Source organism: Nocardia sp. NPDC051750 (assembly GCF_044453135.1).
GTDB lineage: Bacteria > Actinomycetota > Actinomycetes > Mycobacteriales > Mycobacteriaceae > Nocardia.
In genome coordinates this window covers 711,923-737,645 of record NZ_JBITCK010000002.1, presented here as the reverse complement: position 1 = coordinate 737,645, position 25,723 = coordinate 711,923, and the positions used below count along the sequence as shown (strand labels likewise).

Below are 25,723 nucleotides of genomic sequence, written 5' to 3'. Positions count from 1 at the left end.
AACGGTCAAGAATCCGTATTCTGGTTCGCATGGCACGTCCGCGAGCGTTCGACGAGAAACAGGTGCTCAACGCCGTCCGGGAGCAGTTCTGGGACGCCGGTTACGCCGCAACTTCACTGGAAGACCTGATGCGGGTCAGCGGGCTGGGCAAAGGCAGCCTCTACGCAGCGTTCGGCGACAAGCGTCAACTCTTCCTCCGGGCGCTGCACAGCTACACCGACGACAGCCACGACCAGCTCCGGAAAGCCCTCGCCGAGACTCCACGGGCCGTGGACGCACTACGCCTGCTCCTCGAGGCACCGATCGGCGACGCAGCCGGCGCGGACACGCAGCGTGGCTGCCTGATGGCCAACAGCACCTGCGAACTCGGTAACGCCGATCCGGAAGTCCTCGCCCACGCCCACCGCACCTACGAGACGTCCACCGCACTGATCGGCGACTGCGTCGCCCGCGCCCAGCGCGAAGGCGACCTGCCGGCCGAACTGGACCCGATCGCGCTGGCACGGGCCGTCCTGGCCGCACAACAAGGGATCGTCTTCATGGGCCGCACCGGATTGGACACGGCCACACTCACCGCCACGGCACGATCACTCGCGGCTCAACTCCTGCCGGACCACTCCGGCAACTGAACCGACAGCTCCAGACGGACCGCTCGTATTACCGGTCGGACGCTCGACCACCGCGCTGTCCGGGCCCGGGTGCCATCGTGGCCGTCTGACTTGCGCGCTTGGACAGGCCGAGCGTGCACAAAACGAAGTCCGGGCCGCAGTCGAGGCACTACCGCCCGAGCACCGGAGGGCCGAACGGCGCCGGGCTGCCGACGTACCGCGCTAGCGGCCGAGCGGGTCGAATCCAGTGAGAGCCGTTGTCGCGGTCCACAGTTCGGCAGCGACGGAGCGGTCGATCATATGCGGATGCGGCGTCTCCCGATGTGGCTTTCCACGAAGACCCAACACTCTCGGACCCCAGAGCTGCCCCCCGGCGATCTCCTTGTCCAGCGCGGCTCGCGTAATCGGCTCGGCACCTGCGTGTTTGCCGTGCAGCACCGGACCCACCGGCAGACCACGCAGACGTTGGGCGGTAGTGCGCGCGAACAGGGGCGGGCGCGGCGGGGTCAGCGAGTCCAGGGCACCGCCGGGATGGACGACCACACTGTCAGTATCGGCGCCGCGGGCACGCAGACGACGATCGAGTTCGAATCCGAACGACATCTGGGCCAGCTTCGAACGGCCGTAGGTGCGCTTGGACCGATAGTCGCGCTCGGACTGCAGATCGGTGCGGTCCAGCCGCTCCGTCCGCGCCGCGTAGCTACCCACCGTGATCACCCGACTGTTCGCGGTGGCCGCCGGCACCGGCGCCAGATGGGCGACCAGCGCGAAGTGTCCGAGATAGTTCGTGGCGAACATCAGCTCGTATCCCTGCGGGCTCACGGACCGCTCGGCGCCGGACAGCAGGATTCCGGCATTGAGTACCACCGCATCCAATCGGTCGACGCCGAGTGCATCCACCGCCGCGGGTAGCGAGGACAGATCAGCCAGATCCACCCGCACCGATCGCAACCGGGCGTCCGGAACTCGCGACCGGATCGCTCGAGTCGCGACGCCCGCCTTGGCGACATCGCGACACCCCAGTATGACGGTGGCCCCGCGAGCCGCAAGCTGCTCGGCAGCGAAATACCCGATGCCCGCACTGGCGCCGGTGATCAGAAACGTCTTCCCCTCAGCCCCGCCGCAGCTCTTCCAACTCATGACTCCGATGGTCACACCGGCCCCTTGCACCGCCGTTGCACCGCCCTTGCGTCGCGCTACCGGTACTCGCCGATATCAAAGGTGGTGAACCACCCGCCGTAGTGGGTTAGATGCCTGATCCCACATGTAGACGCCGGCCATCAGGAGAAACTGCGAGAATACCGGCGGCGAACTGAACGTCGATCTGTGCGGCCGCCGTCCGGCTCTGCGCATCGAACACCGTGATCAGCCCCCGAGAAACGTCGGGCCCGAGCCCGTCCTCGCGCAGGACGAAGAGGAATCGGCCGCTCGGTGAAACAGCCAGGTCGTGGACCTCGCCCACCACATTTAGCAGCTGGGTATCGGAGCCGTTCGTGACATCGAAGGCGTGCAGCCCGAAATCGGGGTAGTCCCGCCGCGCCGAATACACATACCGGCTGTCCGGGGCTCCCGCCAGGAAGGTTGTGTCCGGTGTGCCGGGCAGTCGCTGCACTTCGGTCAAGGTGGAGGCATCCAGCACCACGATCGCGCCCGCTTTTTGCAGGAAGTCGTGCACCGCAACATACAGCCGGTGGCCGTCGGCGGTGAGAACGGCATCGCTGATCATCTCGTCGGCCACACCGAGTTCGATACTCACAGCGATCTCCTGGCGAGCCACAATGTCGTACATCGAGTGAGCGTCAGCTATCACGACGCATGGGAAGTGCTGCGACCCAACGATCCCGGGCATACCTTCACCCCGGACAACCCGCTGGTAGCCGGCGGCGACATGTTCTCCGCCGCCGGACGGCGCATCGACTACGTGATGGTGCGAGGCAGGAGCTTCGGGCCCACGCTCGAGGTGCGGTCTGTCGACCTCATCGGTGCCCAGCCGCAAGATGGGGTTCAAGCGAGCGACCACTACGGCGTCGTCGCCGAACTGACTGTTCCTGCCCGCACCCCTGGGACCTGGGGCTGACACGGTGGCAGCCGCGCGTTCCTGGCATAGCGCGCCACGAGCCTTCACGCACGGATGAGAACTACCGGAAAATACATTGCCGACGAAGCGCTGCGCTGGACAGAATCCGGAGTCGGGGTTGACATTTCCGCAGCTCAAGCGCTATTTGTGGGGCGGGTGGGGCTCGAACCCACGACCAATGGATTATGAGTTCAATCACTGTCAGCGCTGTGCCGACCTGCAAAAAACCTGCTGGTCAGCGAGCGCTTCACCATAATCTATTGGTCCAATTCACGGGCCGAGGATGGCTCGAATTTGATCAGCCGCTCGACGCGCGGTCGATTCATCCAGGGTGGCGATCGGTTCGTCAGCACCGGCGAACCAACTCGGCCCGACAGTGAACGGGGCGCCGGTAAGCGCGGTACCCACGGCGCCAAGGTCGCAAAGGATTGCGTCACCGGACAGTGGTTCGCTGACCACTTCGACGATGATGTACTGACGGCGGATGCGGTGGTAGTCATCGGAGCTGACGATCAGGCACAGCATTCCGCCGGGCAGCACCGAGCCGGACGGGGCATTCCACACCTCGCCGAACCTGGGTGAAGCCATCAGCCAGCGGCCCGGCGCTGCATGATCAGGCTCGCCGATAATGCCGACGCGCGATCGGGTGTATACCCGGCAGCATTCAGGGTGGCGCTGTCAGCGGCGATCCGGCGGCGCAGGTCGTCGCGGTGGACCAACTGCGCGAGGTACGCGGAGCGGTCCAGATCCTCTTCCGCCGCCCGGCGAGCGAGGATCTCCAGGGTTTCCTCATCGAACGATACCGATGTCTTACGGCCAGCCATGCGCTCGATCATACCGCCGGTGGCGGTACGGAAGGGCGGAGCCCCGGAATTCGAGCAAGATCGAGATAATCCGGTAGCGAATAGCAGGCTAACCGTGCCGTCTTAGATTAATCTCGCACCTGGCTGGTCGACCACGGGAACGCCGAGCTCAGTTGGCTCATTCCTAGATCCAGCCATCTGTAGCCACACTCCCATTTCTTTCTGCTCTATTTCACTGAGAACGCGCGCAAGCATCTGATCCCTTGTAGCGGCATCGCCGTACGGAGGAGCACCCGTCCGATATAAGCGACGCTCAGCCTCGACGGATTCCCGGGCCTGACTAAATCTCAGGTAGTCATCGTGCCAGTGAAATGAGGACCTTAAGCCTGTAATGACAACAAGCAAACCTCCTATCGACGCAGGAATGACTGTATTACCTGGAATCATAACGGCAAGTACCGGTATTGCCGCCGACCCGAGAAGTAGGAGAACTTCGGACAGCCGATGAAAGGTCCGCGCCTTCTTTGCCGCAGACTTGTACCAATCATAGGAGCTGTCCACCAATCCGGATACATACCCGGAATTATCCCGCGAGCGTTCCTCAGGAGTCACTTACCGCCAACCTATCATTCTTCGCAGAGTGTAAATTTCTAGCCGTTTCCCAAAGGCTAGTTCTCAGATACAGCCCTCAATGAACTAGCCCAGTTCGATAGGAAGGTCTGAGTATCTTCTATCATCCGAAGTCCAGAGGTTATTTTCGAGGTTGGACCTCTCATGTCACGGCTGGCTTTTCCCATCGCCTTCAGATTCTCCAACAATTCGCCAGAATCGGCGAGACTTTCATTTACAGTATTGTAAATACCTTGAATAGTATCCGCCAGATCCGCAATTTGCGCGCGGTCCTCATCAGAGGAATAGTCAGCCATCTGAATAAGAGCATTCACTCCAGGATCCATTCCTGCGGTGCCAGTCTTGTACGCCTCCGCAGCACTATAGAAGTCCGTGGCCGGGCCGTCGAGCTTTTCAGAAGCTTTACGGAGCGCAACTATCCGGGGCCCCATCGAATTAGACTTGGAAGAAGAGTCAAACCCCGCCTGGGAATCCTCCATTGCCCTCCCAACCCTCGTCATAGCATCAGTCATATGCTCAATGGATATATTCCATGCATTTAGCATGCTCTCCATATTCGCAATTTCGTCAAGCAAACCTGGCGCATCTTCATCACCATCGCCAATGCCGGAATTTGCAGGTGCAATTTCACCAGGAGCTATTTCCGGCTTCTTTTCGACCGCGTCCGCGATATCCTTCAGTCGGCGCGCCAGTGAATGCACAGCCCTTTTATAGACACTAGAGCTCTCGTCTTCCAGCCGAGTTTCTTCCCATATCTCACATTGAGTTTTACTAATAGTGGCAACTATTTCATCGTCCGATTCAGGATCGAAACCTACAGGCACATACACGATCGGAAGAAGGAGCTCCTCCAGGTTCGAGTGCTTCGCTTTACTGTGAAATATTATGAATTCATCCCGACAAGCGGAGCTGCGCAGGTAAGAAGGAGTGATGATAGGGATAAAGAAGGTGGTCCCGTGAATAAAATCGACAATTTTCTCTGACCAGGCATCACCCCACTGGATACTTTCACGATCGAAAAATAGATCCAGAGGCTCGCCTGTTAGGAGCCTGAAAGCATTGGCCACCTGTTTCGCTAGCCGCTCTATGTGTCCATCGGTAGATTCATCGTCTACCCGCGCATAGCTCCAGAAGCCGCTCGGCACCAAAGTCATTGTCATATGATGCAGCACGGCCGGAGCACAGTCATCGGTAGACCCACCAAGCGCAGGATCCGCACCCCAGCTCTCTGGGAGCGCCTGCCTCCGCGGTGAGAGCGGCGGCGTCCGGGGCCGTCCCCGCGCGCAGCCACCAGGCTGCAGACACCGGCAGTGGAGCGCGAGTTCCGGCGTGGTGGGCGTGTCTCTCCGGTCGGCCTGGAGCTGCCCGATCACACGGACGCCGGGCGTCAAGGGTGGCGCAGCAACCGACTTGCCGACGCCGCCGCTCGGAAGAAGAAGGGCTCACATATCGGCCGGCCACCGGCGTTCAAGACCCAGCGATACAAGGACCGTCACGCCATCGACTGCGACATCGGCAAAGTTGAGGGAAAACCCAGCCATGACAACCACATACGGCAAACTTGCCTTCCTGTACCAGGCCACCGTCCAGATCATCGTCATCAACCAATGGCTCCGACACGGGTGAGAGCGGGCACACGCCCGCCCTCACCCGCACGAACACTAGCGTCCGGATCGCAATGCGATCGCCAAGGCGACGATGAACTTTCCGATCAGCGTCATGACCTTCATGGCTTCCCTGCGGCGATCGGCGTCCGGCCAGAACAACGCAGAACCCGCCGAAACGGCATAAAGGGCGAGCAGGATCGCGACGCCGACCGGCACACTCCACAAAATGACCGACATGATCGACCTCTTCCCGGCGCTGAGCACGCCGAATAGAGGTGAGACTGGTTGCATCCGCGCTCGCTGTGGTCGTCACCTGGGATATGGAGTTCTTCGGGGCCAGAACCCAGGTATTTCAACACCGCCTGGTCGGCAATCCCTATGTGCCACCTACCCAAGTAGATGGTCGCAGCCCAGGGAGTCGCGGGTTTGACGCGCCCGAGAGGGAAGTCTCGGATGCAACCAGCCACACATCATACGGGAGACCGATCTCGGTGCCAGTGGTGCGCCGGACACTTCCGGATCAGCGAGCTCCTTCATAGGCATGTCGAAGGCGGATAGGAAACGGCATAGGTCTGTCTACACGGCACCCACCGGGCCGCAAAACGGGCAAACCGCCGGGGTGACGGGTCTTTTGCCCCTGAGTGGAGGCGCTTGCGCCGACTCCGGGGCAGGCCCTCGGCCTGCCCCTCAACGCCTGCTCTTCTCGCGTAGAGGCTCCAAGGTCAAGGGTGGCCGCAGGCCATCGCCGCAGGCGACGCGAAGCGCCCTTGAGGTTGGAGGGGCGCGGGAACACAATGCAGGCGCCTCCACTCAGGGGCACGCAGCCGAAGGCTGCGCACGAGTGCGCCCGCGCGCTCGTGCCACCCTCGATACGTCACAGGCACTCGACCACGCCGGCGCTCACCTAGCCGGCCGATCTGTAGACCGCCAAATCCGGCCACGACGTCACCAGCTGGAAGCGACGCCTCCGGCGTCGGATCGTATGCCAACGCCACCACGCACCCAACGCACCGATACCCACCCAACGCAACCCGAGTCTTTTGTCTTTTCACCCCTGCCTGCTCCCCCTACTTACTGAACTGAATTCTTTTGGATCTCCTCACCTCCTCAGTCCCACATCTCATGCCCGTTTCACGTAGTGGGTATGAGATGTGGGACTGAGGAGGTGAGGAGATCCGACGGCGCGAAGCGTCGTCCATGCAGGTCAGGGGCCGGTAGGGGGAGCAGGCAGGGGTGAGAATTACGGACACAAGTTGTGTCCACGATTCCCTGTGTTTTCGCCGCTTTTTCTCACTCTCGAACAGGGCCTGCCTGAGCTGTTTCGGCGCCTGCGGCGCCGTGCGCGGCCTGCCGGCCGCGTGCTCCTGGTGCGGGGCGCCTGCATTGTGTTCGCGCGCCCCTCCAGCCTCAAGGGCGCTTCGCGTCGCCTGCGGCGATGGCCTGCGGCCACCCTTGACCCCGGAGCCTCTACGCGCGAAGGCTCAGGCTTTAACGGGCAGGCCGGGGGCCTGCCCGGGAAGGGCGCACGCGCCCCGCACCAGGAGCAGAAAGACCCGCGGTCGTTGCGGTCCGGTCGTGGGTCGACAATGATTGTGTCCGGCCGGTTCGTCCGGTTCCGGACATGCGAAAGCCCCTGCCGACTGGGACTCGGCAGGGGCTTTCTTACTGGTCAGGACCCGATACGGTTACTCGTCGTCCTGGCCGAGGTAGGCCGCCACTTCGGCGATGCTGTCCTCGTTCGGCGGTTCGTACTTGGCCCGATAGAGCTTCGGCGGTGCGTAGTCGACGCTGAACGCGGTTCCGGTGCCGGTGAACTGGACAGTGATCCGGGACCCGTTTCGGAGGTCGTCGTCGCCGGCGGCGAGGATGGCCTTCTTGATCGCCTTCTGAAGGTTGCCGCGCACGAACAGCTTCCGGGCGCCGTCGTCGTCCGGGTCGGTCTTCTCCTGGGTCAGGATGACCACTTCCAGCTGCGGGACGGTTTTCCCGTTGCGCATCTTGGGTTTTCCGGTCTTCGGGTCCTTCTGGGCGGTGAGCTCCTGGGAGATCACCAGGCCGGCCACGGTGGTGCCGGGTTCGTCGTTCTTGCCGAACGCCGAACGGATCACCTTGGGCTCATCGGTCATAATCCACGACATGACAGTTACTCCTTAGTTACTTGATGGGTGGGGTTATCCGGCGAGCTGCCGGACGTTTTCGGGTGCCGCGGGCAGCGCCAGCGGTTCGACGGTGACGGTGTCGTCTTCGGCTTTGAGTCGGGCGACGATCTTGCCGACAGTGCCGAAGTGCAGACCGACGATCGGACCGATTTCGCGGTACGACAGGCCCTGTTTGTGCAGTCGCCAGATCTCGGCGTCGCGGTCGGGTGTCGCGTCCGCGACGGCTGGTGTTGCCTCCGATTCGGGGGCTGTTGCCTCGATGTCGGCTGGTGTCGCCCCGGTGTCGCCCGGTGTTGTCTTGGCGACAGCTGGTGTTGCCGCCGATTCGGGGGCGCGGGGGACCTCCATCAGTGCGGTCAGTGCGTGGGTGACCGCGAGCGCGGCGACCGGTGCCGCCCCCGCGACCGCGGCAGCGGCCAACTGCGGCAGTTTCAGCCCGTCCGCGGTCCAGGCGTGGACGCCGTTTCCGAGCAAAGACAGCAGCTCAGCGGCGGCGAGTTCGGCCCAGAAGAACCGGCGAGTGGCCTTCGGAATCCGCACCCCGGCCTGCTCGCGCCGGTTGAGTGCCACGAGCGCGAACGCGGCCTGCAAGATCGGCCCGTCCACGATGACCGGGGCGCCCCACGCCAGCCCGGACGGGATGCCGGCCATCATCGCGACCCCGTGCAGCGCGATCGCCGACCACGAGAACGCCGCGATCGATACCGCCGCAAGCGACAGCAAGGCGACAACTTCGGCAACGTTCCACGCCGTGCCCGCCGGTTGAAGCGACACCGGGTGGCCGGTTCCGGCCGGTGCGGCGACGCTCGGCGACGCGGCGGGCAGTGGGGGCGACAGGGTGTCGCTCATCGCTGGATACCTCCTCGATTGTGGGTGAATGCGTTGGCCGACAGGCCCGCGAACGCGTTGTCGCAGTAACGCGGTGCTGGGGCCAGCCGCTCGTGATCGGCATCGAGGGCGTGTTCGGACGCCAGATCCAGCGCGTCATCAAGATCGCTGGCAAGCTCCCGGTTACGGTCCTCCAGCACCGCGGCCCGATGCTCGGCCGCATCGAGTTCCGCGGTCACGGCCGCTAACTTCTCCTCCAGCTCCGCCGCGCGCTGGTTCGCCGTGACCAACTGGGCCTCCAGGTCGCTGACAGTGGTGGGCTGGCCGTAGGGCCGCAGCGGGGTAAATCCGTCAGCCTGGGACTGCTGACGGATCTCTGTGGCGGTCATCGCGCCATCCCTTTCTGCTCACGCCCAACCGCGAACGCGTTGGTCGACAGACCCGCGAACGCGTTGTCCTGCGCGAGTTCAGCAGTCCGCGCCGCTGCGCGAGCTGATGACACCGGCGCTGACGGGTTGCGGCTGGAGTCCGCATCGAGTTCCGCCGCGAGCGACGATGTCCCCAGTTGGTGGACCTGCTCGACGCTGCGGCTGAACATCGGTTCGCCGAGATCGCGGGCGATAGACCGGTACTGCTGGGCGAGCTGGTCCATGGCCTCTTCGCTGCGTGCTTCGTTGTAGCGAGCGGACATGCGCCGCATGTCCCGCCAGGTTTCGCCGAACTCGTCGCTGCGCGTTACCCACGGCTCGCTGACCGTGTACATCATCTCGGTGACCTGCATGTACTCGCGGTCGGTGTAGGTGTCGCTACGCCGCCGGTCCAGCAGGTAGACCTGAGCGAAGTCGCCACGCATCAGCTGTTCGCCCGGGCTCGCCGAATGGTGCGCCCAGTGCTCCGCGCTACGCGGGTCCACCGGGTGGATATTCCACGGCCGGGCACCGAACGCTTCCTGAGCTTGCGCCCACCGTCCATGGCCGGCCATCTCCCGGGCCTGCCGCTGAGACCGCCACTGCACCTCGCTCATCCCCGAAGTGACACCGTCGACGCGGTCGATCATCACCTGCTCGTACAGCCGCTCCATCGTTCCGGCGCTGTGGCGCCAGTCGTGGTAGGCATCGTCGAGATAGTCCCAGTCCGCCCGCACAGCGGGCGACTCGTGGTTCCACCAGCGGTCTTCGACCTGTTTCGCTTGGTCGAAGAGTTGCCCGACTTGTTCGACCGTTTCGGCGCGCAGGCTCTCGCGGCGTAACTGTGCGGCACGTGTGTAGTCGGCGCGCATTTCTTGCTCGGTTTTCCTGGTTGCGCCGCGGGCGGCGTAGTACTGCGGGCCCGTGGGATCGGCCGGGCGGGCATCCTGCTGGTTGTGCTCGGTGCCGGTCATCGGCTCATTCCTTTCCGGTTGCTGGTGGAGGCGAACGCATTGGTCGACAAACCGGCGAACGCGCTGCTGGTGTGCTGTTGGTCGGCCGCGCCGGTTACGACCTCGGTGCCGTTCCGGTTGCCTGCTGCGAAGACCCGCGACTCGCGCTCGCGCTGCTGCTCCTGGCGTTCCTGTTCGGCCGCGTACTCTTTCGAGCCGCCGTTGAACCACCAGTCGCCGAACTCGCTGCGGAGCTTGGTGTCGAACTCGGCCTGCGGCACGGAGTCGGGGGTGCGGTCGGTGATCTCGCGGACCATCGCCCAGACGGCCGCCGATTTCACGGGCTGGTCAAAGCCGCGATTGGCCGCCAGGACCTCGCTCATCTGCGAGATTTCTTCGGTGCTTCGCTGCTGGCCCGCGAAAGTGGCCTCCTGAACCGACTGCGGAACCTTGAGACCAGGACCAGGATGATTCCGAGTCTTCTCGGCGTGCTGCCGCTGCTGACTACCGAACCGCTGCGCGGCCGGCGTCCGCTCGGCGAGCTTCTGCACCGACTCGTCGCGCTCGGTCTTGTACCGGTTGCGCTCCTTGACCAGCTCGTCACGCTCGGTCCGCAGCGCGGTCAACCGCCGGGTCAAGGTGGCGTTTTGGTCCGCGAGATCGGCGTTGTGCTCGATCGAGAGGCGATGCCGCTGCTTGAGCGACTCCAGCTCGTCCTCGCCGCGGCCCTGCGCCCGCTGTGCCGCCTGTGCGGGCTGGGCCCACTCCGTGGTGCGGGTGGTGACGTGCTCGACCCCGCCGTCGGACAGCCGGATCGGTACCTGGTTGCCGCGTTCGCGGGTGGTGGCCTTGAGCTGCACACCTGGCAGCCAGTTCCCTGTGCGGGTGTTGTGGGCCGCCCACTGCGCTGCCTCGGCCTCGGTCGGGCTATAGGTCCGCCACGTGGTGATGCTGCCGTTCCGCAGTGCGGAGACCTCGCTGACGTACTTCGAGTTCTGCTCCGCGGTTTGCATCTCCCACTGCACCCGCTGCGGGGTCAACCCGACCCGGACCGCGGCGTCCCCCGCCGCCCGGAGCTGATCGGGCTGGTTTTCCAGCACGGCGTGCCGGATCTTTTGAACCGCGTCTTTCTGCGCGAGGTCCAGTTCCCCGGTCGGTCGCGGAATCTCCTGTCCAACCTGCTGCGACTGGCTTTGCTGCTGCCAGACGGGTTCCTGCCGCTCGGCGGCAATGCCTCGATCTCGCTGCGCGGTCTCGCGTTCGAACCGTCGCCGCTGGATCCAGTCGGTTTCCCGGGCCAGCCGGGCCCGGTACCGCAGAGCGTCCAGGCCGCGGACCTTCGGCGCGCGGGCCAGCATCTCCGGGGTGCGATCCTTCTTGTAGGGCCACATCCGCGCCGATTCCAGGCAATCCAGCGCGATCCCGCGCTCCACCTCGGTCAGTCGGGTATTGCCCACGATCCGCTCCCGCAGATCCTCGATATGCCGGATCGCGGCCGCATCGTCGCGGCGGCGCTGCTCGAAGGTGGTGTTCGGGTCGGTCCACCGCTCGTACCGGGCTTGGGCGGCGATCTGGTAGCGGTGGATCATCTGCGCGGTCCACGCCTTGTGGTGCACCCGCTCGGCCTGCTCGCTGCGGCGCTGCTGCCGCAGGGTCAGGCTGATCTCGCGGCGCACCTTGCGCTTCTCCAACCACCCATGGGCCTGGGCGTGCATGCGCATCAACTGCGCCATGCTGTGCCCGAACTTGCGGGCCTCGTCCATAATCTCGTCCTCAACAGGGCGTTCAGACATTTTCAGTGCTCCTTTTCCGTCTGGTTTTCTCGGGGAATTCGCGGGGAATTTCTGGGGGTTTCTGTCGGTGCATCACCCCTTCCTGGCTGCGGTGTTGGCGGTGAGGTGGCTCAGGGCCTGGGCGCCGATGTGCTCGGCGTAGGCCGGTGGGATGGCTTCGGCGATCTCGTGCCGGACATCGGTGTGGGAGATGCCCATCGCGGCCTGCCATTCGGCGACCGAGCCTTTCCCGCCGCCTTGGCCGTGCACGGCGAGGTAGGGGCCGTCGCGGTAGACGCCGTGGCGCCAGCCCCGCACATAGCCGCGGTGGCGGCGGTGGGCCGGCTGCACCGCGCGCCAACCGGACAGTTCGAACGCGCGGTGTCGGATGACGCCGAGGCCGAACATTTCTCCGCAGAGCACGAGGTCGCGGCGGATATCGGCGCCCATCACGTTCTCGATCACCGAGGGCACCCCGACCGCGGCGAGCGCGGCGCGGGTTTGCGGGATGAGCTGCGGGTAGACGCGGCCCTTGTTCGTGCCCCGGGTCAACGTGCACGATGCCTGGCACGGCGGAGAGGTGTGGATGAAATCGAACTCGTGGCCGTGTTCGCGGATGAACTCGATCGCGTCCCCGAGGTGGAACTCGAACGGGTAGTTCGGCTGATCGACGATATCGACGCCGACGACGTCGAACCCGGCCCGTTCGTAGCCGACGCTGGCCGAACCGGCGCAGCAGAACGCATCCAACAACCGCGGGCGGCGGAGCACGGGAACTGTCATGACGCTCACTGCTCCTGCCCGGTGCGGCGGGCCTCGTGGGCTGCGCGGCGGGCGGTCAATCGGGCGACCCATGCCCGGATGCGGGCCAGGGCGTCGGCGCCGGTGTAGAACAGCATCTGGATCGAGGCGACCGGTCCGGGTCGGCCGGCGGAATGCCACCAGCCGAACCCGACCAGCGCCGCCCCGTAGATCGCGAGCGGACCGGTCACCGGCAGCACGATCACCGCGACACCGAACGCGCCGGTCGCACCGATCGCGGGAGCCCAGATCCTCAGTCCCTCACGGGTTTTGGCGACCTTCTTCACATGCGGTTCGAGCTGGCGGCCGATCGCGCCACCGTCGGGGACGACGGGCACCAACTGCTGGGCGAGTTTGGCGGCCGGGGTGTTTTCCAGGTCCGCGGTCATCGCGGCCAGCACATCGGCCTCATGGGCGCGGCGGGCGGCGGATGCGGCGGTGATCTCTTCGCCGTGGTCTTCGGGGTTGAAATTGGGCATGGCCATGACGTGTGTCTCCTTTCGGGTCAGGCCGGGCGGCGTTTGACCAGGTCGATCACGGGCGCGACCTGTTCGGGTTCGGGTTCGGTGAATCGGTCCAAGCCCGGCAGTGGACGCAGGGCCTCGTAGGTGGCCTGGTCGAGTGGGGAGACCTGGCCCCAGCGGGCGCGGCCGTTGGCGACGTGCACGATCTCGCCCTTGCCCATGCGCCGGATGCGGTTCGGGTCGATCAGGTGCTTGTCGTGGGCCTGGATATTGCCCTCATCACCCGCGACGGAGCCGCCGACCAGTTTGCGGGACAGGTCGAAACCCTTCTTCGTCCCGAACGCCTGGGCGATGCGTTCGCTGAACTGGTGCCCACCGATCACCGCGCCACCCGAGCCGGCGCCGACCAGCGATTCGCGCTGCTCGTCGTCGAAGCCCAGACCGTTCCAGTCCTGGGCGAACCACCAGGTGCCGATCTTGGCCTTACGCAGCCGCATCACCCACTTGTCCGCCCGCGTCTTGCCATCGGACACCGCCGAGAACTCGTCGACAGCGAGCAGGGATTCGCGGCCGTGGTCCTTGTCGGCCAGCTGCTCGAACAGGCACCCCAGCGCACCGAACTGGCTGCGGGCCCGGTCCGGTGCGGTCACACCGTCGAGCACGACATACAAGCAGTCGTAGTCGGTGAGCTGCTTGTCCCCGTCGAACGCATCACCCAACAGCCGATACAGGTTCGAGAACTCCGCCAGCGTGGACGGCAGCACCGGCTGCTCGCCCTGCATGGTGGCCGCGATCTTCTGATCCGCACCGACCACACCGGTCCAGCCACCCCGGCCCGGATCGAACACCCCGCCCCACAACTTCGCCAGAACCTGCGGGTCGAACCGCGACAGGAACTCCATCCACGACCGAGGCGGGTTCTCCCCTACCGGTTCCCGGTTGACCACCTTCGCCGGCGCATCCACCACCAGGTGAATCAGGTTCTCCCGGCCCTCGTGGAAATACTTCTCCGTCGAGGTCGTCGGCGCGGCGCCGCCGGAGACCATCGCCGAGAGCACCGAGCGCATATCGTCGCGGTTCATCCGCCACAAATCGAACTGGCAGTTGTACGGGAAGATCCCGATCCGCTGCTGAGGAACACCGAGCTTGAGCATCCAACGCTCCAGCTCATGCGCCGCCTTGATCGACTCCGGGCCGCCGTTGCAGTCGATCACCATCGCCAACGGCCGACCCGGACGATCGCGCCGCCACCACTGCCGATGCCGCAGCCACGCCGTCACATACCAGGACAGGATCGCCCGGAACATCAACGTGGTCTTGCCCTTACCCGACGACGCAACCGTGACCATGTGCTCGCGCATGTTGATCCACGGCACAATCAGGCGGGTTTCGGTTCGCGCGGTCAGCGCCTTGAACCGGCTCGTGGGCGGGGCCTGGGTCTCCTCCCGTGCCAGTCGGCCGAACACCGGGTGCGGGTCCAAACCGCCGGTCGTGAACGGCAGCCGGTAGCGCGACAGCCGGGCCGCGGCCCGCTGCTCCCGCTGCGCCTGCGCCCACAACACCCGCTCGGTGCGGGCCGGGGACTGGAACCCGTTCGTGGCGGCCTTCACCCGCCGGTTCGTGATCGCCGCGGTCGCCGCGATCCACGACGCCGGCACCAACAGCACCGCCATCAACAACAGCCCGTGCACCGGCGAACCGGCCAGCAGTTCCGCCGCGCCGTCGCCGAACTGCTCGATCGGGGCCATCGGGTCCAGCCCGGCGAACACGATCGCCCCACCCGGCAACGCCACCAGCGACGCCAGCGTCCAGTTCCGGGCCTTGGCCGGTGTCCACGCCAACTGGATGCCGGGAACCAGCAGCAACAGCGTCAATACCAGCACGAACACCAGGCCGGTCGCGGTGATCACGGTGCCGTCGACGACGCCGTCCCAGGTCCAATCCGGCAGGTTCAACCACGAGAACCACTCGCCGTCCGGATCGATCCCGGGCAACGACGGACCGATCTCGGGCATCGGATCGCCCTGCGGCTGGGACTTCTCCGCAGGATCGACCGGCACGCCCGGCATCGAGGTGACAAACGGGCCGCAATCATCGGGAGTGATGATCGGTGTGCACTCCGGCTCCGGGGCCTGCGCGAAATACTCGATGCTCACCACGACACCGCCTTTCCGGTGGCGGCCTGGCCGGAGTGATCAGAGGCTCCGCCCTCGATCACAGTCAGACCGGGCCGAACAACGGCCCCGGCGGTATCGGTCTTCTGCTCGGGCAGCACTTCCGACAGACCCAGAATCCGCACTTTCGGCTCGTTCTCCGCACCCGTCAGCACCTGCTCCACCGCAGACCAGACCACATTGCGGATCTCCTCGCTACGCCGATCGGTCTCGGTGCCGGACTTGCTCACGATCACCGGATCAGCGCAGATGTAGAGCACACCCGCGCACTCCGCGGACCCTGCTTCCGCGATCGCTTTCGCCACCGCCACCCGAGCAGCCGCCTGGTTCTTCGCAGTCATCTCGACCTCCACCGCCCACCACCGACCCTCACTATCGAGAAACCGGCCATCGTGGACATGCGGACGGGAAACACCGGGCTTCGTCGGACCCAACTGAGCCCGCAACTCCCGCTCCGAAACCCACCGATCCAGATCCAGCCCGACCAGCGCCAACCGCACATCCAGCACCGTGCACACGTGCGCGGCCATCTTCGGGGTCGGAGTCCAGTACTTGGCGTAGAACGGCAACAGCGCCTCGGTCGCAGACCGGGTGGGAAACACCCACATCGGACCCGGCACGGGCCGGATACGCAGGTTCGACACCATATGCGCCGCACGCCACTTGGCCGTTTTGTGGTACACGTTCTTCATCGACGTGCCCAACATGCGGGCTACCCGATCCGACGGAGCGCCGTACTGCTCGGCCAGGATCGTCAAGACCGTCATATCGAGCGGGCCCAAACGGTGACCTGTCATCGACTCATTCCTTTCTGCTCACACCCAGCCGCGAACGCGTTGGTCGACAGACCCGCGAACGCATTGCTGGACTGGGATTTCTGCTTGGCCGGCTCGGTGGCGGCGATATCGGCCTCGGTCAGGTACTGCGGCGGAACCGGCGGCAACGCCTTGCCCGACCCCAGCCACTGCCCCACCGACCCACCCGGGGTCCGGACCTGCTGCGGCGCCGGAAGGTCAACCAGCACCTTCCGATCCGACTCACCGCGCCGTGCCGCGGCCTTAGCCAAATGCGGCAACTCGCTGACCGGCACCATCCACTGCCCATGAGCCTGGGACTGCTCACGGACCGGATTCGGCTTCGGCTGGCGGCGGCTCACCGGCTCAGCCCCTTACGCTCCTGACCTGCCGCGAACGCATTCGCCGACAAACCCGCGAACGCATTGCCCGTACTCGCCCAGGCCGGACCCGGATCGACCTCGGCCTCCAGCACGGCCCGGTCGATGCCGCGGCGCTCCGCTGCCCGCATCTGCCGCTCCCGCGTCGCCCGCGCCAGCGCTTCAAGCTGAGCCGGGGACGCTTCCCGCTTCGCCGCAGCAAGACGGACGTCGTAGAGGTAGGCCGTCAACGGCTCACCCCGACGACGCGGACGCTCCAACCGAGCCGCGATGTCCTGCCCATTCGGCCGTAGACCCTCGGCCGCCAGCTGGCGACGGGTCCGCAGATGCGACGGCGCACACCGCCACGCGAACACCGGAATCCCGTCCCGCAGCTGCTGCTCGGACATGGTCACTGCCCCACCCCCACCGACGGCGCCGGCCGATCGGGCTGCACGCAATCCGTACGGGCCGTCTCGTGTGCCCGGCAGATGTTCGGCGAGGGCACATAGGACTGCTGGTCGACCCACGCAATCGAGCACCCACCGATCCCGATCAGGATCAGCACCGCCCACGCCATCAGCTGACCCGTCACCGGCAAGGCCCGGATCGGCGCGAACACCGCACCCGTACCCATGAACTCCGGCCCGGCCATGCTGTGAAACGCCTGATGACCACGCACACGCTCGAAATGCGACGGGCCGTCCTGCGCACGGCCATACCCGTACCCGCTCACCGCGACCGCCCCCGATCAATCTCGGGCTGGTCGAGCTGCGGGTACACGCGCACCTTCTCAGCAAGACCGCGAGCCGGACGAAGCGAGTACTTCAGCAGTCCCTCAGCGTCTTTGACCGCGCTATCCAGGTACTTGACCGCGTACTCGACGTTGATCCGGCCGAACTCCTCGGGGAACAGATCACCCGGCTTATCAAACCGGTCGCCGAACTGCTCCAACTCCCGATACCGCGCCGACAATGCCGCCGCGCGCAGCCGCAATGACTGCTGCTCCGAGATGAGCGTGTCCAACTCGTCCAGCAACTCCGCCGGATCGTTGAACGGCTCTCGCTCCTGCTCGACGCTCATCGCCGCACCCCCTTCCGAGGGCGCATCCGCCAGAACGCGATAGCGCCCAGCAGCATCACCGTGAACCCCACAACCTCCGGCGCCGTCAACACCAAAAAGCCGACCGAAACCGCCGCAATCGCGATACCGAACGTCCGGGCACGCATCAGCAGTCACCACCTTTCCGGCTCTTGCCTTGGCGGCGCCGGCGAGACTGGGCGGATTTGAGCGCCAACCGCGTGTAGTGCGCTTTCCGTGCCTGATCGGCCCTGTATGCGCGCTCCTCCGGACTCAAGAGCCCATCGGGGTCAACAAGCTGGTCGAACTTGCTCGCCATCGCGGTTCTGGCCTTTGCGGTGCGGGCAGCGCGGTCGGGGGTCCTAGCCCACGATTCGTGTGCGGCGATACGAGCGCGCAGCGCCCGTTCCGTTGGAGTACTCATGCCGCGCCGCCCTCGCCGAGCGGGCGGACAAGTGCCAGGACCTGTACGCGATCAACCTTGATCAGCCTCGGTCCAACCTGGTAGCCGTCGAGCAAGCCGGAGTCGACCCACCGACGAACTGTCGTCGGGTGCACTCCCCCAGCAAGTTGCGCGGCATCGCGCAGGCTTATCAGCGTTTGACTGGGTGCTGAACCTTGCTCTGTGTTCATGAATGCAGCTCCTTCAGCGCATCGTGCTTGTGTATACACACGCAGCGTATACGCAGTTGCGTATACGCACAAGGTTTGCGTATACGCAGGAGCTCGGGCAAAACAAAGGGCCTGGTCAGCGATGCTGACCAGGCCCTCAGGGACCAGACGCAGACCTACGGATCGGCGTCAAAGGCGGTTATGGATCCTCTGGGTTGAGCGACATGCGGAAGGAGAACGCCTGATACCGGCCAGGTGGATACGACACGTCGGAGATCATGAGCACACGGTCATCCACACCGAGGAACCGTTGGCGGACCGTGGTGGCAGGATCGCCTTCCCCGAGACCGAGCCAATCGGCATGGCGTTCCGAAGGAACACGTTCGGCCAGCACTTCCTCAAGGACCGCTGCGTCCGGCGTTTCCTGATCCGGCAGGTGATAGGTGTCCGAGACCGACACTGGATTACCGGCCTCGGCAGCACGCGTGATCACATGGACAAGCTCGTCGCCTACCTCGATGTCAAAAGCGTTGGCAAGTTCGGCGGTAGCATCGAGGCGCTCGATCTCGCGATCAACGGTGACCGCGTCCTCCGTTTCGTTGCCGTAGGTGGTTTCAGGGCTTTCCATTTGACGTTCGGGTGCCAACCGAGTCAGCGTGGCTTGCGGGACAACATAGGTCCCGCGGCGCTCGACTGTCTTCACGAGACCCCAGCGGCTCAGCTGGCCTACAGCCTTTCGGATTACGATCTCGGACACATTGTTCTCCCGGGCTATATCCGCATAACTTGGCAGCCGGGTGTTCGGCGGTAGCGCGCCTCGGCGAATCTCCCTTGCATACTTGTTCGCGATCTGCACGTACCTTGGCTCAGCCATGGTGAACCCATCCCTTCCAGTACCAGTTGCCCGCGACCCACAACCTGCGTATACGCAATGTACCGGTCGATCGATCTCTCGTCGTCGAGCCTCAGGTAACGAGATCTCGCAACGGACCTACGTGCGCGGTACCCAAAGTTCGGCCCGATCGTTCAGGTTCCACCAACTGACGAACGACTGGTCACGGTCTTCGAGACGCCACTCTCGATCGAGCATGTCGAAGTACTCATCGGACCCCGTTTTTCCACCCTTCGGCTCGCCGACATAGATCACCCGCCGGCCGCCGGCCGCCGCATATCTGGCCAGCGCTTCGTGCGACATTGCATCGCCCCATCCGGGAGGCCAGCAAAGGAACAGCGTTCGGCGCGATAGCTCGCCGGCTTCCGCCACACGGTCGAAATCGTCAAGACCATCCACAGCATGCCAAGTGTCGCGAACTCCAGAAGCGTCAGGAAACGAGACGTTCTGAGCCGCCCCTGGCGGCTCTGAGTCGAAGGCGAGTACGTCCAGGCCGCTGTCGCTAAGAAGCTGGGCCCAGTACCCTCGGCCGGCGCCGAGCTCGATCACTCCTGTTCCATCACAGGCTGTGGCAATCCACGACACGGTCGCCGGAGAGGGAATGGCGTACGCATACGCTTCTTGCAGAAGCATCTGCGCATAGGCCAGCCGGGCGGAACCATTCGACTGCCCACCGTTCACTTCTCGCCGACCTCCACGTTCTGGAGGCCCGACGTTGACAAGCGGGCCGACAATGTCCCAGTACGGGTTCGCGCTCTCCCCTCCGGTCATGAAGTGCAACAACCGCACATCGAAGGCTCGGTCCACGCCCTCATCGCCGGTCCCGCTGAGCCCAGGGGCCATAGTCAGATAGTCGGCGACCTTCGGGTAGTCGGCCTGAAACTTCGATTCGTCATCTAGGAGTGAGCCCAGCTCGGCGCGGCGTTCTTGTGTGAGCACGAATTCGGTCATGAATTTCATTTTGCCTTCTGCGAGCCTATCGAGAGACCCGAACGTCCCACAGCCGAGGCGCCGCCGGGGCCTACAGCTTGTCGCCGAGTCGCGCGCGGCGATGCGCCGACTTCGCGCGCTCGGTAGCGACCGACTTGCCGTAGCGATCGAGCATCTGGCGCGAGCGCCAGCCCGCGAGCATCATGAGATCCTGCTCCTGGCCGCCATTCGCAAGCCAATTGTGCGCGAACCAATGCCGCAGCATGTGTGGGTGTATGTGCTCGATGCCAGCCGCCTTGGCGCGCCGCTCCAGCATCTGGCGAACTCCATGATCAGTCATCGGGCCCTGTCTGCCGAGCCAAAGCCTGTCGCTCTTCGATCCGAAGGTGTGCTGCGCGCGAGCGCGAAGATACCGGCGCAAGGCGATTCGGGTCTTATCGCCAAAGGGTGACGACCGCGGCCTGCCACCTTTGCCGATGACCAGTGCCGTGTCCTCCTCGAAATCGAGATCGTCGACGTTCAGACCGGCGACTTCGCCGCAGCGACACCCGGTGTCGGCGAAGAGCCTGATGATCGCGTTGTCTCGCCTTGATTCGAAATCAGTGCCGGCACACTCCTCTAATAGGGTCCGCAATGACTCGACCGACGGAACAGGGATCAGTTTGTCCGGCGCATCGGGAAGAGACATCTTGTCGAACGGATCCGCAGTGATGACCTCCTCCGCAGCAAGGTACTTGAAGAACTGCTGCAAGCTCCGGTACTGGCTGCGGGCGTATTGAGGTGACAGCGGTTCGCCTGTCCGGCGATTGGTGCGCTGAAGAAGGTTTTCGATGTAGCCGCCGATGTGCTCCCGGGTGATGTCGGGAGCGTTCGTGGGCAAGGCTTCTTCCAGGAGGTATTCGGCGAAGTACCCGACATGGAGGCGGTACACCTCAAGGGTCTTCGGCCTTCGGTTCTTCCGACGGAGTTCGGTAGCAAAGTCCTCGACGAGTTCGCGGATATCGTCCAGATCGATGGCGCCCACAGCTGCGAGCCTACTCCATAATCTATTCGTCTAGAAGCGCTGTTCTAGATCGAAACCTCTCGAAAGATTCACATATCCGCAGGTGAGAGAGTGTTTGTGGGGCGGGTGGGGCTCGAACCCACGACCAATGGATTATGAGTCCACGGCTCTAACCGACTGAGCTACCGCCCCTCGTTGCGACCAGGGGCCGCAGGAGTGGGATGGTACCCGGTCGGCTGGGCGGGGGGCCAATCAGGCGGGGTGTGGTTCGCGGCGGAGTGCTGTGGTGGGGCCCGGTCGTTAGGGTGGGGGCGTTGCCGAGTGGAGGAGGGGTTTGTGGCCGGGTTGTTCGTGCGGGCACTGCACGTGCATCAATGGGTTTACGAGAAGAGTGGCGGGTTCGTGGGGCACCGGTTGCTGTTCGGGAATCCGACCCTGCTGCTGCGGACCGTGGGGCGGAAGACCGGGCTGCCGCGGACCTCCGCGCTGACCTATGCGAAGGATGGGGCGGATTTTCTGGTGACCGCGTCGAACGGCGGGTCGCCGCGGCCGCCGGGGTGGCTGGCGAACCTGAAGGCGCGGCCGGAGTGCGAGATCCAAGTGGGGCGGCGCGCGATTCCGGTCGTTGCCCGGGCTACCCTGCCCGGAGATCCGGAATACACGCGCCGCTGGGAGTTGGTGGACGGGGTGAATCGGGGCCGGTACAGCGAATATCAGAAGAAGACCCGGCGTCCGATTGCGGTGGTGGTGCTGTCGCCCGCGAGTGGGACGAATCAGTCGGAGTAGCTTTCCGATCCGACCCGCGCCCGTGTTCTGCGCGATACGACGTCCTCCGGCGGCCGGCTGGCGAGATGGACGACGGAGGCAACGAGAATCAGGATTGCGAGTACTACCAATGCGGTAACCACGGCACGCACAGTAACCAGGGCAGGGTGCCGTTGCACCCGAGATCGGCCTACGGCGCGTCCGCCAATTATGTTCATCCGGAACGAGATTCATATGTGAATCTATATTCTCCGCAGAACGCAGGCGTCAGCGGGAGAATTTGGCACACATCTCACTTCTCACAGTAGAGACTGTGAAAAAGTGAGGTTTCATCTTATATCAAATTGATATAAAAGGTGCGGCCGATAGCCTTCCCAGCTCCGCGAAATCGGAAGCACCGGAACTGCATCCGCCCGACCCCGCCCGCAAGAACTCTCAACGCATCCCGGCCGAATCGACCCGAATGTTACACGCAACCTGAGGTTACATCCACTTTCCGGGCCGAGAACCGGTCGCGGCAACCGATGGCATGGCGGGCCGGTCAGCCGCCGCCACCACCGCCGCCACCGCCGCCGCAACCACCCCCGCCGCCACCGCCGCCGCCCCCGCCACAGCTGCTGCCGCCTCCGCAACCGCTGCCGCCGCTCGAACCGCCGTCACCGGAACTCCAATTGCCGGAACCGCTGGCGCCGCCCGAGTAGTAACCGCCCCGCGCCCGCCTGTTTCCGCCGGAACCCGCTTTGGCGATCGCGAGGACGATCCCCACGATGGCGCCCACGCAGAGCAGACCGAAGAACAACAGAACGAGAATTCCTCCCACATCCATCACTCCACGGTACCGGTGAATCGATCCGGCGCCCAAGGACTTCCGAACATCGACACGGCGCTGTCGGTGCGGGCTCGCAGCCGAGCCTCCGCACCCTGTGCGCAGGAGGAATCGGCCGAATCGCAAAGGCCGCGAAAAACATCCGGATAATGGCACTGTGTTCACCTTCGCCCCGTCCCGGCGTCACCGCGGGATCGACCCCGCCGCCGTGGAACGCACGGTCCGCGACCTCGAGCTGCCCGACGCGATCTACAAGACCTGCCCCTGGGAACCACGCGAACTCGTCGCCACCGGTCTCCGCCAGTGGTTGCGCTGCTGCGGTCCCGCCTTGGCCGACGGCCAGGTGATCGGGATGCCGTCGCGGGCAGTCGACGAGGCGTGGCACGGTTTCATCCTGTGCACCCGGCGGTACGCCGACTTCTGCGACAGTGCCTACGGCCGGTTCCTGCACCACCACCCGGAAGGTGCCGAACCGGCCGGTTCGGGTCACAGCGATATGGCGGGCCAGCTCGGCCGGACCGTCGTCGCATGGTCGCTGGTCGCCCGGCCCGGCGAGGAGTGCGTGCTGTGGGACCTGGATTCCCGCCTCGGGCTGGCGAGCCCGTGGGGTATTCCGGCGGAACGGGTCGCGGAGATCGAGGCCACACTGCGGCAGCGTGCGCACGAGGACTGATCGGCTACCGATCCGCTACAAACGCCCGAAACGGGCAATCCGGAAACGGGCGGCGTATTCTGCTGCGGTATCTTCGGCTGGGTGAGTTACTCAGCCGCCGCAGCGGTCACCACCGAACTTGCCCTGATGCCGGGTTTCCTCGACCCGGTGAATCTGCTCAACTCGTTCGGCACCTGGGTGCTACTGGGTCTGCTCCTCGTGGTGTTCATCGAATCGGGCCTGCTGTTTCCGCTGCTGCCCGGAGATTCACTGCTGTTCACAGCGGGACTCATCGCCGCGTCCAAATCCACCGAAATCGAACCGTTCGCACCGATCGGGGTGCTCCTGGTGTTGATCCCGATCGCGGCCATCGCCGGCGACCAGGTCGGGTATCTGATCGGCTCCCGGGGCGGGACGGCACTGTTCAAGAGCAACGACGCGAAGATCTTCAAGAAGTCCTATATCGACGAATCGCACGCGTTCTTCGAGAAGCACGGACCGATCACCATCGTGCTGGCCCGGTTCGTGCCCATCGTGCGCACCTTTGCGCCGGTGGTCGCGGGTGCGGCGAAGATGAAGTATTCGGTGTTCCTCACCTACAACGTGCTCGGCGGTGTGCTGTGGGGCGCCGGGGTGACGATGCTGGGTTATCTGCTGGGTCAGATCGAGATCGTGCGCGATAACGTCGACCTGATCTTCCTGCTGATCGTGGCCGTCTCGGTGCTGCCGATCGTGTGGGAGGTGGTCAAACGGTACCGCGCGGGACGCGCCGGCGGCTCCACCCCGGCGGACAGCGACGAACCGGTCGACCACCCGGCCGCCTGACATTCGGTTCTTTCCGCACCAGCGGCACAACAACGCGGCCGGCCGGTTATCCGGCCGGCCGCGTTGCCTGCACAGCGCCTGATTTCCGGCCGCTGGAACGTCCCGCGGCCGGACCGGACCTCAGCGCACCAGGCGGCGGACGAACTTGTTTCCGAACAGGGTGGCGATGGATTTCTCCAGCGTGGCGGCGGTGGCCTCGCTGTAGGGGTACCAGATGCTCTCCTTCTTCAGACCCCACCGGTCCAGCAGCACGGGCTGCGGGTGGGCGAAGCCGCGCAGCGCCTCGCGCCCGTTCACCTGACCCATCCCGCTGTCCTTGCGGCCACCGAACGGCGCTTCGGCGACGCCGTAGATCACCGAGGCGTCGTTCTGCACCACCGACCCGGTCTTCAGCTGTTTGGCGAGCCGGACGACCTTGGCCTTGTCCTTGGTGAACACGCTGCCGCTGAGCCCGTACTGGCAGTCGTTGGCCATCCGCACGGCTTCCTCTTCGTCCCGCACGCGCATGATGGCGACGATCGGGCCGAAGGTTTCCTGCTGCATGATGTCCATATCGTGGGTGACGTCCACGACCACCGTGGGCTTGAAGAACACGCCCTCGGCGGTATCGGATTCACCGCCGAGCAGGATGGTGGCGCCCTTGGACCTGGCGTCTTCGACGTGCTTCTCCACGATCTCGAGCTGGCGGTCCCAGAACAGCGGGCCGACGTCCTTGCCGGAGGATCCGTAGGTGACCTCGGCGGCCCGTTTGCGGACCTCCTCGATGAACTTGTCGGCGATGCTCTCCACGACGTAGATCCGTTCGACACCGACGCAGACCTGCCCGGTGTTGAACATCGACAGGTACACCGCGCCGAGCGAGGCGCGATCCAGGTCGGCGTCGGCGCAGACGATCATCGCGTCCTTGCCGCCGAGTTCCAGGGTGCACGGGATGAGCCGGGTCGCGCAGGCCGCGGCGATCTTCTTGCCGGTGCCGACACTGCCGGTGAACGAGATCTTGTCGATATCGCCGTTGACCAGCGCGGCGCCGGTCTCCCCGTCACCGTGGACGACCTGCAGCACATCCTTGGGGACCCCGGCCTCGTGCAGCACCTTGACTGCCCATTCCCCGGAGTGCGGGGTGACCTCGGACGGTTTGAGGACCACCGAGTTACCGGCCAGCAGCGCCTGCGCGATGGGGTTCAGGGAGAGGATGAACGGGCCGTTCCACGGGGTGATGACGCCGACGACGCCGAGCGGCTGATAGTTGATGACCAGCTTCTTCAGCGGCAGCATGTAGCCGTGCAGGCGGCGGTTCTCGTCGGCCAGGTCCTTCGGGGCCCGCCCGCTCCAATAGTTCAGGAAATCGCAGGCCGGCACCATTTCGATGGCCAATGCCTCGACCCGCGGTTTACCGGTCTCCTGCATGACCGTTTCGACGATTTCGTCGCGCCGGGCGAGCAGCACCGAGACCGCGTTGCGGATGATCTCGGCGCGTTCCTTGACCGGCCGGGCGGCCCAGCCGGGCTGCGCGGCGCGGGCCGTGGCCAGCGCCGCGGCGACATCGTCGGCCGTGCTCACCTCGATCTCGCCGACGCGTTCACGGGTCGCGGGGCTGCGCAGCTCGAGCCGGCGGCGTCCGTCGGTTGTCGGCTCCAGCTGTTCAACGATGGCCATGGTGATCTCTCCTCACCGAGAGGAATTGGAACAGGTTCTACTTTAA

General features: G+C 64.9%; 32 protein-coding genes and 1 tRNA gene. 5 read left to right on the top strand and 28 right to left on the bottom strand.

Annotated elements, in window-relative coordinates; all coding sequences use genetic code 11:
• The first annotated feature begins 29 nt into the window (after positions 1-29).
• Complete coding sequence (locus ACIA75_RS10775; RefSeq protein WP_397102350.1) at positions 30-629, top strand: TetR/AcrR family transcriptional regulator; 600 nt, start codon at positions 30-32, stop codon at positions 627-629.
• 201 nt (positions 630-830) lie between these two features.
• Here ACIA75_RS10775 and ACIA75_RS10770 read toward each other — a convergent pair whose 3' ends face one another.
• Both ACIA75_RS10770 and ACIA75_RS10765 read right to left on the bottom strand, forming a co-directional pair.
• Positions 831-1,748, bottom strand: a complete 918-nt coding sequence (locus ACIA75_RS10770; RefSeq protein ID WP_397102348.1) for an SDR family NAD(P)-dependent oxidoreductase — start codon at positions 1,746-1,748, stop codon at positions 831-833.
• Positions 1,749-1,854: 106 nt separating this feature from the next.
• Positions 1,855-2,364 carry a YncE family protein gene (locus tag ACIA75_RS10765; RefSeq protein ID WP_397102346.1) on the bottom strand — a complete coding sequence of 170 codons (510 nt, stop codon included), beginning with the start codon at positions 2,362-2,364 and terminating at the stop codon, positions 1,855-1,857.
• Positions 2,365-2,400: 36 nt separating this feature from the next.
• Between ACIA75_RS10765 and ACIA75_RS10760 the strand changes: the two genes are divergently transcribed.
• Positions 2,401-2,685, top strand: coding sequence for a hypothetical protein (locus ACIA75_RS10760; protein WP_397102344.1), 285 nt, complete (start codon positions 2,401-2,403; stop codon positions 2,683-2,685).
• A gap of 270 nt (positions 2,686-2,955) precedes the next feature.
• Here ACIA75_RS10760 and ACIA75_RS10755 read toward each other — a convergent pair whose 3' ends face one another.
• From ACIA75_RS10755 to ACIA75_RS10640, 24 genes are all read right to left on the bottom strand, one after another.
• Complete coding sequence (locus tag ACIA75_RS10755) at positions 2,956-3,249, bottom strand: hypothetical protein (protein WP_397102342.1); 294 nt, start codon at positions 3,247-3,249, stop codon at positions 2,956-2,958.
• Positions 3,250-3,272: 23 nt separating this feature from the next.
• The gene (locus tag ACIA75_RS10750) at positions 3,273-3,509 is read right to left on the bottom strand and encodes a hypothetical protein (RefSeq protein WP_397102340.1); all 237 of its coding nucleotides are present in this window, start codon (positions 3,507-3,509) and stop codon (positions 3,273-3,275) included.
• Between the two features lie 102 nt (positions 3,510-3,611).
• Positions 3,612-4,100: a DUF4231 domain-containing protein gene (locus tag ACIA75_RS10745; RefSeq protein ID WP_397102338.1), complete on the bottom strand. Its 489-nt coding sequence runs from the start codon at positions 4,098-4,100 to the stop codon at positions 3,612-3,614.
• A gap of 56 nt (positions 4,101-4,156) precedes the next feature.
• Positions 4,157-5,272, bottom strand: coding sequence for a TIR domain-containing protein (locus ACIA75_RS10740; protein WP_397102336.1), 1,116 nt, complete (start codon positions 5,270-5,272; stop codon positions 4,157-4,159).
• Between the two features lie 288 nt (positions 5,273-5,560).
• A complete protein-coding gene (locus tag ACIA75_RS10735; protein ID WP_397102334.1) occupies positions 5,561-5,719 on the bottom strand; it encodes a hypothetical protein in 159 nt (52 codons plus the stop codon).
• A 60-nt stretch (positions 5,720-5,779) separates the two neighbouring features.
• The gene (locus ACIA75_RS10730; RefSeq protein ID WP_397102332.1) at positions 5,780-5,962 is read right to left on the bottom strand and encodes a hypothetical protein; all 183 of its coding nucleotides are present in this window, start codon (positions 5,960-5,962) and stop codon (positions 5,780-5,782) included.
• Between the two features lie 1,448 nt (positions 5,963-7,410).
• Positions 7,411-7,863: a hypothetical protein gene (locus ACIA75_RS10725; RefSeq protein ID WP_397102330.1), complete on the bottom strand. Its 453-nt coding sequence runs from the start codon at positions 7,861-7,863 to the stop codon at positions 7,411-7,413.
• A gap of 33 nt (positions 7,864-7,896) precedes the next feature.
• Entirely contained in the window at positions 7,897-8,733 is an 837-nt protein-coding gene (locus ACIA75_RS10720; protein WP_397102328.1) for a DUF2637 domain-containing protein, read from the bottom strand.
• The gene (locus tag ACIA75_RS10715; protein WP_397102326.1) at positions 8,730-9,101 is read right to left on the bottom strand and encodes a hypothetical protein; all 372 of its coding nucleotides are present in this window, start codon (positions 9,099-9,101) and stop codon (positions 8,730-8,732) included. The genes ACIA75_RS10720 and ACIA75_RS10715 overlap by 4 nt, the downstream gene beginning before the upstream one ends.
• A complete protein-coding gene (locus ACIA75_RS10710) occupies positions 9,098-10,093 on the bottom strand; it encodes a hypothetical protein (RefSeq protein WP_397102324.1) in 996 nt (331 codons plus the stop codon). Before ACIA75_RS10710 ends, ACIA75_RS10715 begins: the two co-directional genes overlap by 4 nt.
• Positions 10,090-11,865: a hypothetical protein gene (locus ACIA75_RS10705; protein WP_397102321.1), complete on the bottom strand. Its 1,776-nt coding sequence runs from the start codon at positions 11,863-11,865 to the stop codon at positions 10,090-10,092. The genes ACIA75_RS10710 and ACIA75_RS10705 overlap by 4 nt, the downstream gene beginning before the upstream one ends.
• A 72-nt stretch (positions 11,866-11,937) precedes the next feature.
• Positions 11,938-12,627, bottom strand: coding sequence for a DNA methylase (locus tag ACIA75_RS10700; protein WP_397102319.1), 690 nt, complete (start codon positions 12,625-12,627; stop codon positions 11,938-11,940).
• Positions 12,628-12,632: 5 nt separating this feature from the next.
• Positions 12,633-13,130, bottom strand: coding sequence for a hypothetical protein (locus ACIA75_RS10695; protein ID WP_397102317.1), 498 nt, complete (start codon positions 13,128-13,130; stop codon positions 12,633-12,635).
• Positions 13,131-13,150: 20 nt separating this feature from the next.
• Positions 13,151-15,268 (bottom strand): hypothetical protein, encoded by a 2,118-nt coding sequence (locus ACIA75_RS10690; RefSeq protein ID WP_397102315.1) that lies wholly within the window; start codon positions 15,266-15,268, stop codon positions 13,151-13,153.
• Positions 15,262-16,080 (bottom strand): hypothetical protein, encoded by an 819-nt coding sequence (locus ACIA75_RS10685; RefSeq protein WP_397102312.1) that lies wholly within the window; start codon positions 16,078-16,080, stop codon positions 15,262-15,264. Before ACIA75_RS10685 ends, ACIA75_RS10690 begins: the two co-directional genes overlap by 7 nt.
• Positions 16,077-16,307 carry a hypothetical protein gene (locus ACIA75_RS10680; protein WP_397102310.1) on the bottom strand — a complete coding sequence of 77 codons (231 nt, stop codon included), beginning with the start codon at positions 16,305-16,307 and terminating at the stop codon, positions 16,077-16,079. The genes ACIA75_RS10685 and ACIA75_RS10680 overlap by 4 nt, the downstream gene beginning before the upstream one ends.
• A gap of 128 nt (positions 16,308-16,435) precedes the next feature.
• Positions 16,436-16,846, bottom strand: a complete 411-nt coding sequence (locus ACIA75_RS10675) for an RRQRL motif-containing zinc-binding protein (protein ID WP_397102307.1) — start codon at positions 16,844-16,846, stop codon at positions 16,436-16,438.
• Between the two features lie 2 nt (positions 16,847-16,848).
• Positions 16,849-17,172 (bottom strand): hypothetical protein, encoded by a 324-nt coding sequence (locus ACIA75_RS10670; RefSeq protein ID WP_397102305.1) that lies wholly within the window; start codon positions 17,170-17,172, stop codon positions 16,849-16,851.
• On the bottom strand, positions 17,169-17,519 hold the full coding sequence (locus ACIA75_RS10665) for a hypothetical protein (protein WP_397102302.1): 351 nt from the start codon (positions 17,517-17,519) through the stop codon (positions 17,169-17,171). Before ACIA75_RS10665 ends, ACIA75_RS10670 begins: the two co-directional genes overlap by 4 nt.
• 417 nt (positions 17,520-17,936) lie before the next feature.
• Positions 17,937-18,149 (bottom strand): DNA-binding protein, encoded by a 213-nt coding sequence (locus ACIA75_RS10660; RefSeq protein ID WP_397102300.1) that lies wholly within the window; start codon positions 18,147-18,149, stop codon positions 17,937-17,939.
• 178 nt (positions 18,150-18,327) lie between these two features.
• Positions 18,328-18,984 carry a GntR family transcriptional regulator gene (locus ACIA75_RS10655; RefSeq protein ID WP_397102297.1) on the bottom strand — a complete coding sequence of 219 codons (657 nt, stop codon included), beginning with the start codon at positions 18,982-18,984 and terminating at the stop codon, positions 18,328-18,330.
• Positions 18,985-19,119: 135 nt separating this feature from the next.
• Positions 19,120-19,971 (bottom strand): hypothetical protein, encoded by an 852-nt coding sequence (locus tag ACIA75_RS10650; protein WP_397102295.1) that lies wholly within the window; start codon positions 19,969-19,971, stop codon positions 19,120-19,122.
• A 70-nt stretch (positions 19,972-20,041) separates the two neighbouring features.
• Positions 20,042-20,974, bottom strand: coding sequence for a tyrosine-type recombinase/integrase (locus ACIA75_RS10645; RefSeq protein WP_397102293.1), 933 nt, complete (start codon positions 20,972-20,974; stop codon positions 20,042-20,044).
• Between the two features lie 97 nt (positions 20,975-21,071).
• Positions 21,072-21,145: transfer RNA gene (locus ACIA75_RS10640), tRNA-Ile, on the bottom strand.
• 144 nt (positions 21,146-21,289) lie between these two features.
• On the opposite strand from ACIA75_RS10640, the gene ACIA75_RS10635 reads away from it, so the two are divergent.
• A complete protein-coding gene (locus ACIA75_RS10635; protein ID WP_397102291.1) occupies positions 21,290-21,739 on the top strand; it encodes a nitroreductase family deazaflavin-dependent oxidoreductase in 450 nt (149 codons plus the stop codon).
• A 520-nt stretch (positions 21,740-22,259) separates the two neighbouring features.
• Here ACIA75_RS10635 and ACIA75_RS10630 read toward each other — a convergent pair.
• On the bottom strand, positions 22,260-22,544 hold the full coding sequence (locus tag ACIA75_RS10630; RefSeq protein ID WP_397102289.1) for a hypothetical protein: 285 nt from the start codon (positions 22,542-22,544) through the stop codon (positions 22,260-22,262).
• Between the two features lie 157 nt (positions 22,545-22,701).
• Here ACIA75_RS10630 and ACIA75_RS10625 point away from each other — a divergent pair, with 157 nt between their 5' ends.
• Both ACIA75_RS10625 and ACIA75_RS10620 read left to right on the top strand, forming a co-directional pair.
• Positions 22,702-23,217, top strand: coding sequence for a hypothetical protein (locus ACIA75_RS10625; RefSeq protein ID WP_397102287.1), 516 nt, complete (start codon positions 22,702-22,704; stop codon positions 23,215-23,217).
• A gap of 126 nt (positions 23,218-23,343) precedes the next feature.
• Entirely contained in the window at positions 23,344-24,021 is a 678-nt protein-coding gene (locus tag ACIA75_RS10620) for a VTT domain-containing protein (protein WP_397103443.1), read from the top strand.
• A 120-nt stretch (positions 24,022-24,141) separates the two neighbouring features.
• Here ACIA75_RS10620 and ACIA75_RS10615 read toward each other — a convergent pair whose 3' ends face one another.
• Entirely contained in the window at positions 24,142-25,677 is a 1,536-nt protein-coding gene (locus tag ACIA75_RS10615) for an aldehyde dehydrogenase family protein (protein WP_397102285.1), read from the bottom strand.
• Positions 25,678-25,723 lie beyond the last annotated feature (46 nt).

Coding starts and splice junctions, on each gene's coding strand:
- ACIA75_RS10775 (WP_397102350.1), top strand. CDS start 30: ATGGCACGTCCGCGAGCGTTCGACGAGAAACAGGTGCTCAACGCCGTC.
- ACIA75_RS10770 (WP_397102348.1), bottom strand. CDS start 1,748: ATGAGTTGGAAGAGCTGCGGCGGGGCTGAGGGGAAGACGTTTCTGATC.
- ACIA75_RS10750 (WP_397102340.1), bottom strand. CDS start 3,509: ATGGCTGGCCGTAAGACATCGGTATCGTTCGATGAGGAAACCCTGGAG.
- ACIA75_RS10740 (WP_397102336.1), bottom strand. CDS start 5,272: ATGACTTTGGTGCCGAGCGGCTTCTGGAGCTATGCGCGGGTAGACGAT.
- ACIA75_RS10735 (WP_397102334.1), bottom strand. CDS start 5,719: ATGACGATGATCTGGACGGTGGCCTGGTACAGGAAGGCAAGTTTGCCG.
- ACIA75_RS10730 (WP_397102332.1), bottom strand. CDS start 5,962: ATGTCGGTCATTTTGTGGAGTGTGCCGGTCGGCGTCGCGATCCTGCTC.
- ACIA75_RS10725 (WP_397102330.1), bottom strand. CDS start 7,863: ATGTCGTGGATTATGACCGATGAGCCCAAGGTGATCCGTTCGGCGTTC.
- ACIA75_RS10720 (WP_397102328.1), bottom strand. CDS start 8,733: ATGAGCGACACCCTGTCGCCCCCACTGCCCGCCGCGTCGCCGAGCGTC.
- ACIA75_RS10715 (WP_397102326.1), bottom strand. CDS start 9,101: ATGACCGCCACAGAGATCCGTCAGCAGTCCCAGGCTGACGGATTTACC.
- ACIA75_RS10710 (WP_397102324.1), bottom strand. CDS start 10,093: ATGACCGGCACCGAGCACAACCAGCAGGATGCCCGCCCGGCCGATCCC.
- ACIA75_RS10705 (WP_397102321.1), bottom strand. CDS start 11,865: ATGTCTGAACGCCCTGTTGAGGACGAGATTATGGACGAGGCCCGCAAG.
- ACIA75_RS10700 (WP_397102319.1), bottom strand. CDS start 12,627: ATGACAGTTCCCGTGCTCCGCCGCCCGCGGTTGTTGGATGCGTTCTGC.
- ACIA75_RS10695 (WP_397102317.1), bottom strand. CDS start 13,130: ATGGCCATGCCCAATTTCAACCCCGAAGACCACGGCGAAGAGATCACC.
- ACIA75_RS10685 (WP_397102312.1), bottom strand. CDS start 16,080: ATGACAGGTCACCGTTTGGGCCCGCTCGATATGACGGTCTTGACGATC.
- ACIA75_RS10675 (WP_397102307.1), bottom strand. CDS start 16,846: ATGTCCGAGCAGCAGCTGCGGGACGGGATTCCGGTGTTCGCGTGGCGG.
- ACIA75_RS10665 (WP_397102302.1), bottom strand. CDS start 17,519: ATGAGCGTCGAGCAGGAGCGAGAGCCGTTCAACGATCCGGCGGAGTTG.
- ACIA75_RS10660 (WP_397102300.1), bottom strand. CDS start 18,149: ATGAACACAGAGCAAGGTTCAGCACCCAGTCAAACGCTGATAAGCCTG.
- ACIA75_RS10650 (WP_397102295.1), bottom strand. CDS start 19,971: ATGACCGAATTCGTGCTCACACAAGAACGCCGCGCCGAGCTGGGCTCA.
- ACIA75_RS10630 (WP_397102289.1), bottom strand. CDS start 22,544: ATGGATGTGGGAGGAATTCTCGTTCTGTTGTTCTTCGGTCTGCTCTGC.
- ACIA75_RS10620 (WP_397103443.1), top strand. CDS start 23,344: ATGCCGGGTTTCCTCGACCCGGTGAATCTGCTCAACTCGTTCGGCACC.
- ACIA75_RS10615 (WP_397102285.1), bottom strand. CDS start 25,677: ATGGCCATCGTTGAACAGCTGGAGCCGACAACCGACGGACGCCGCCGG.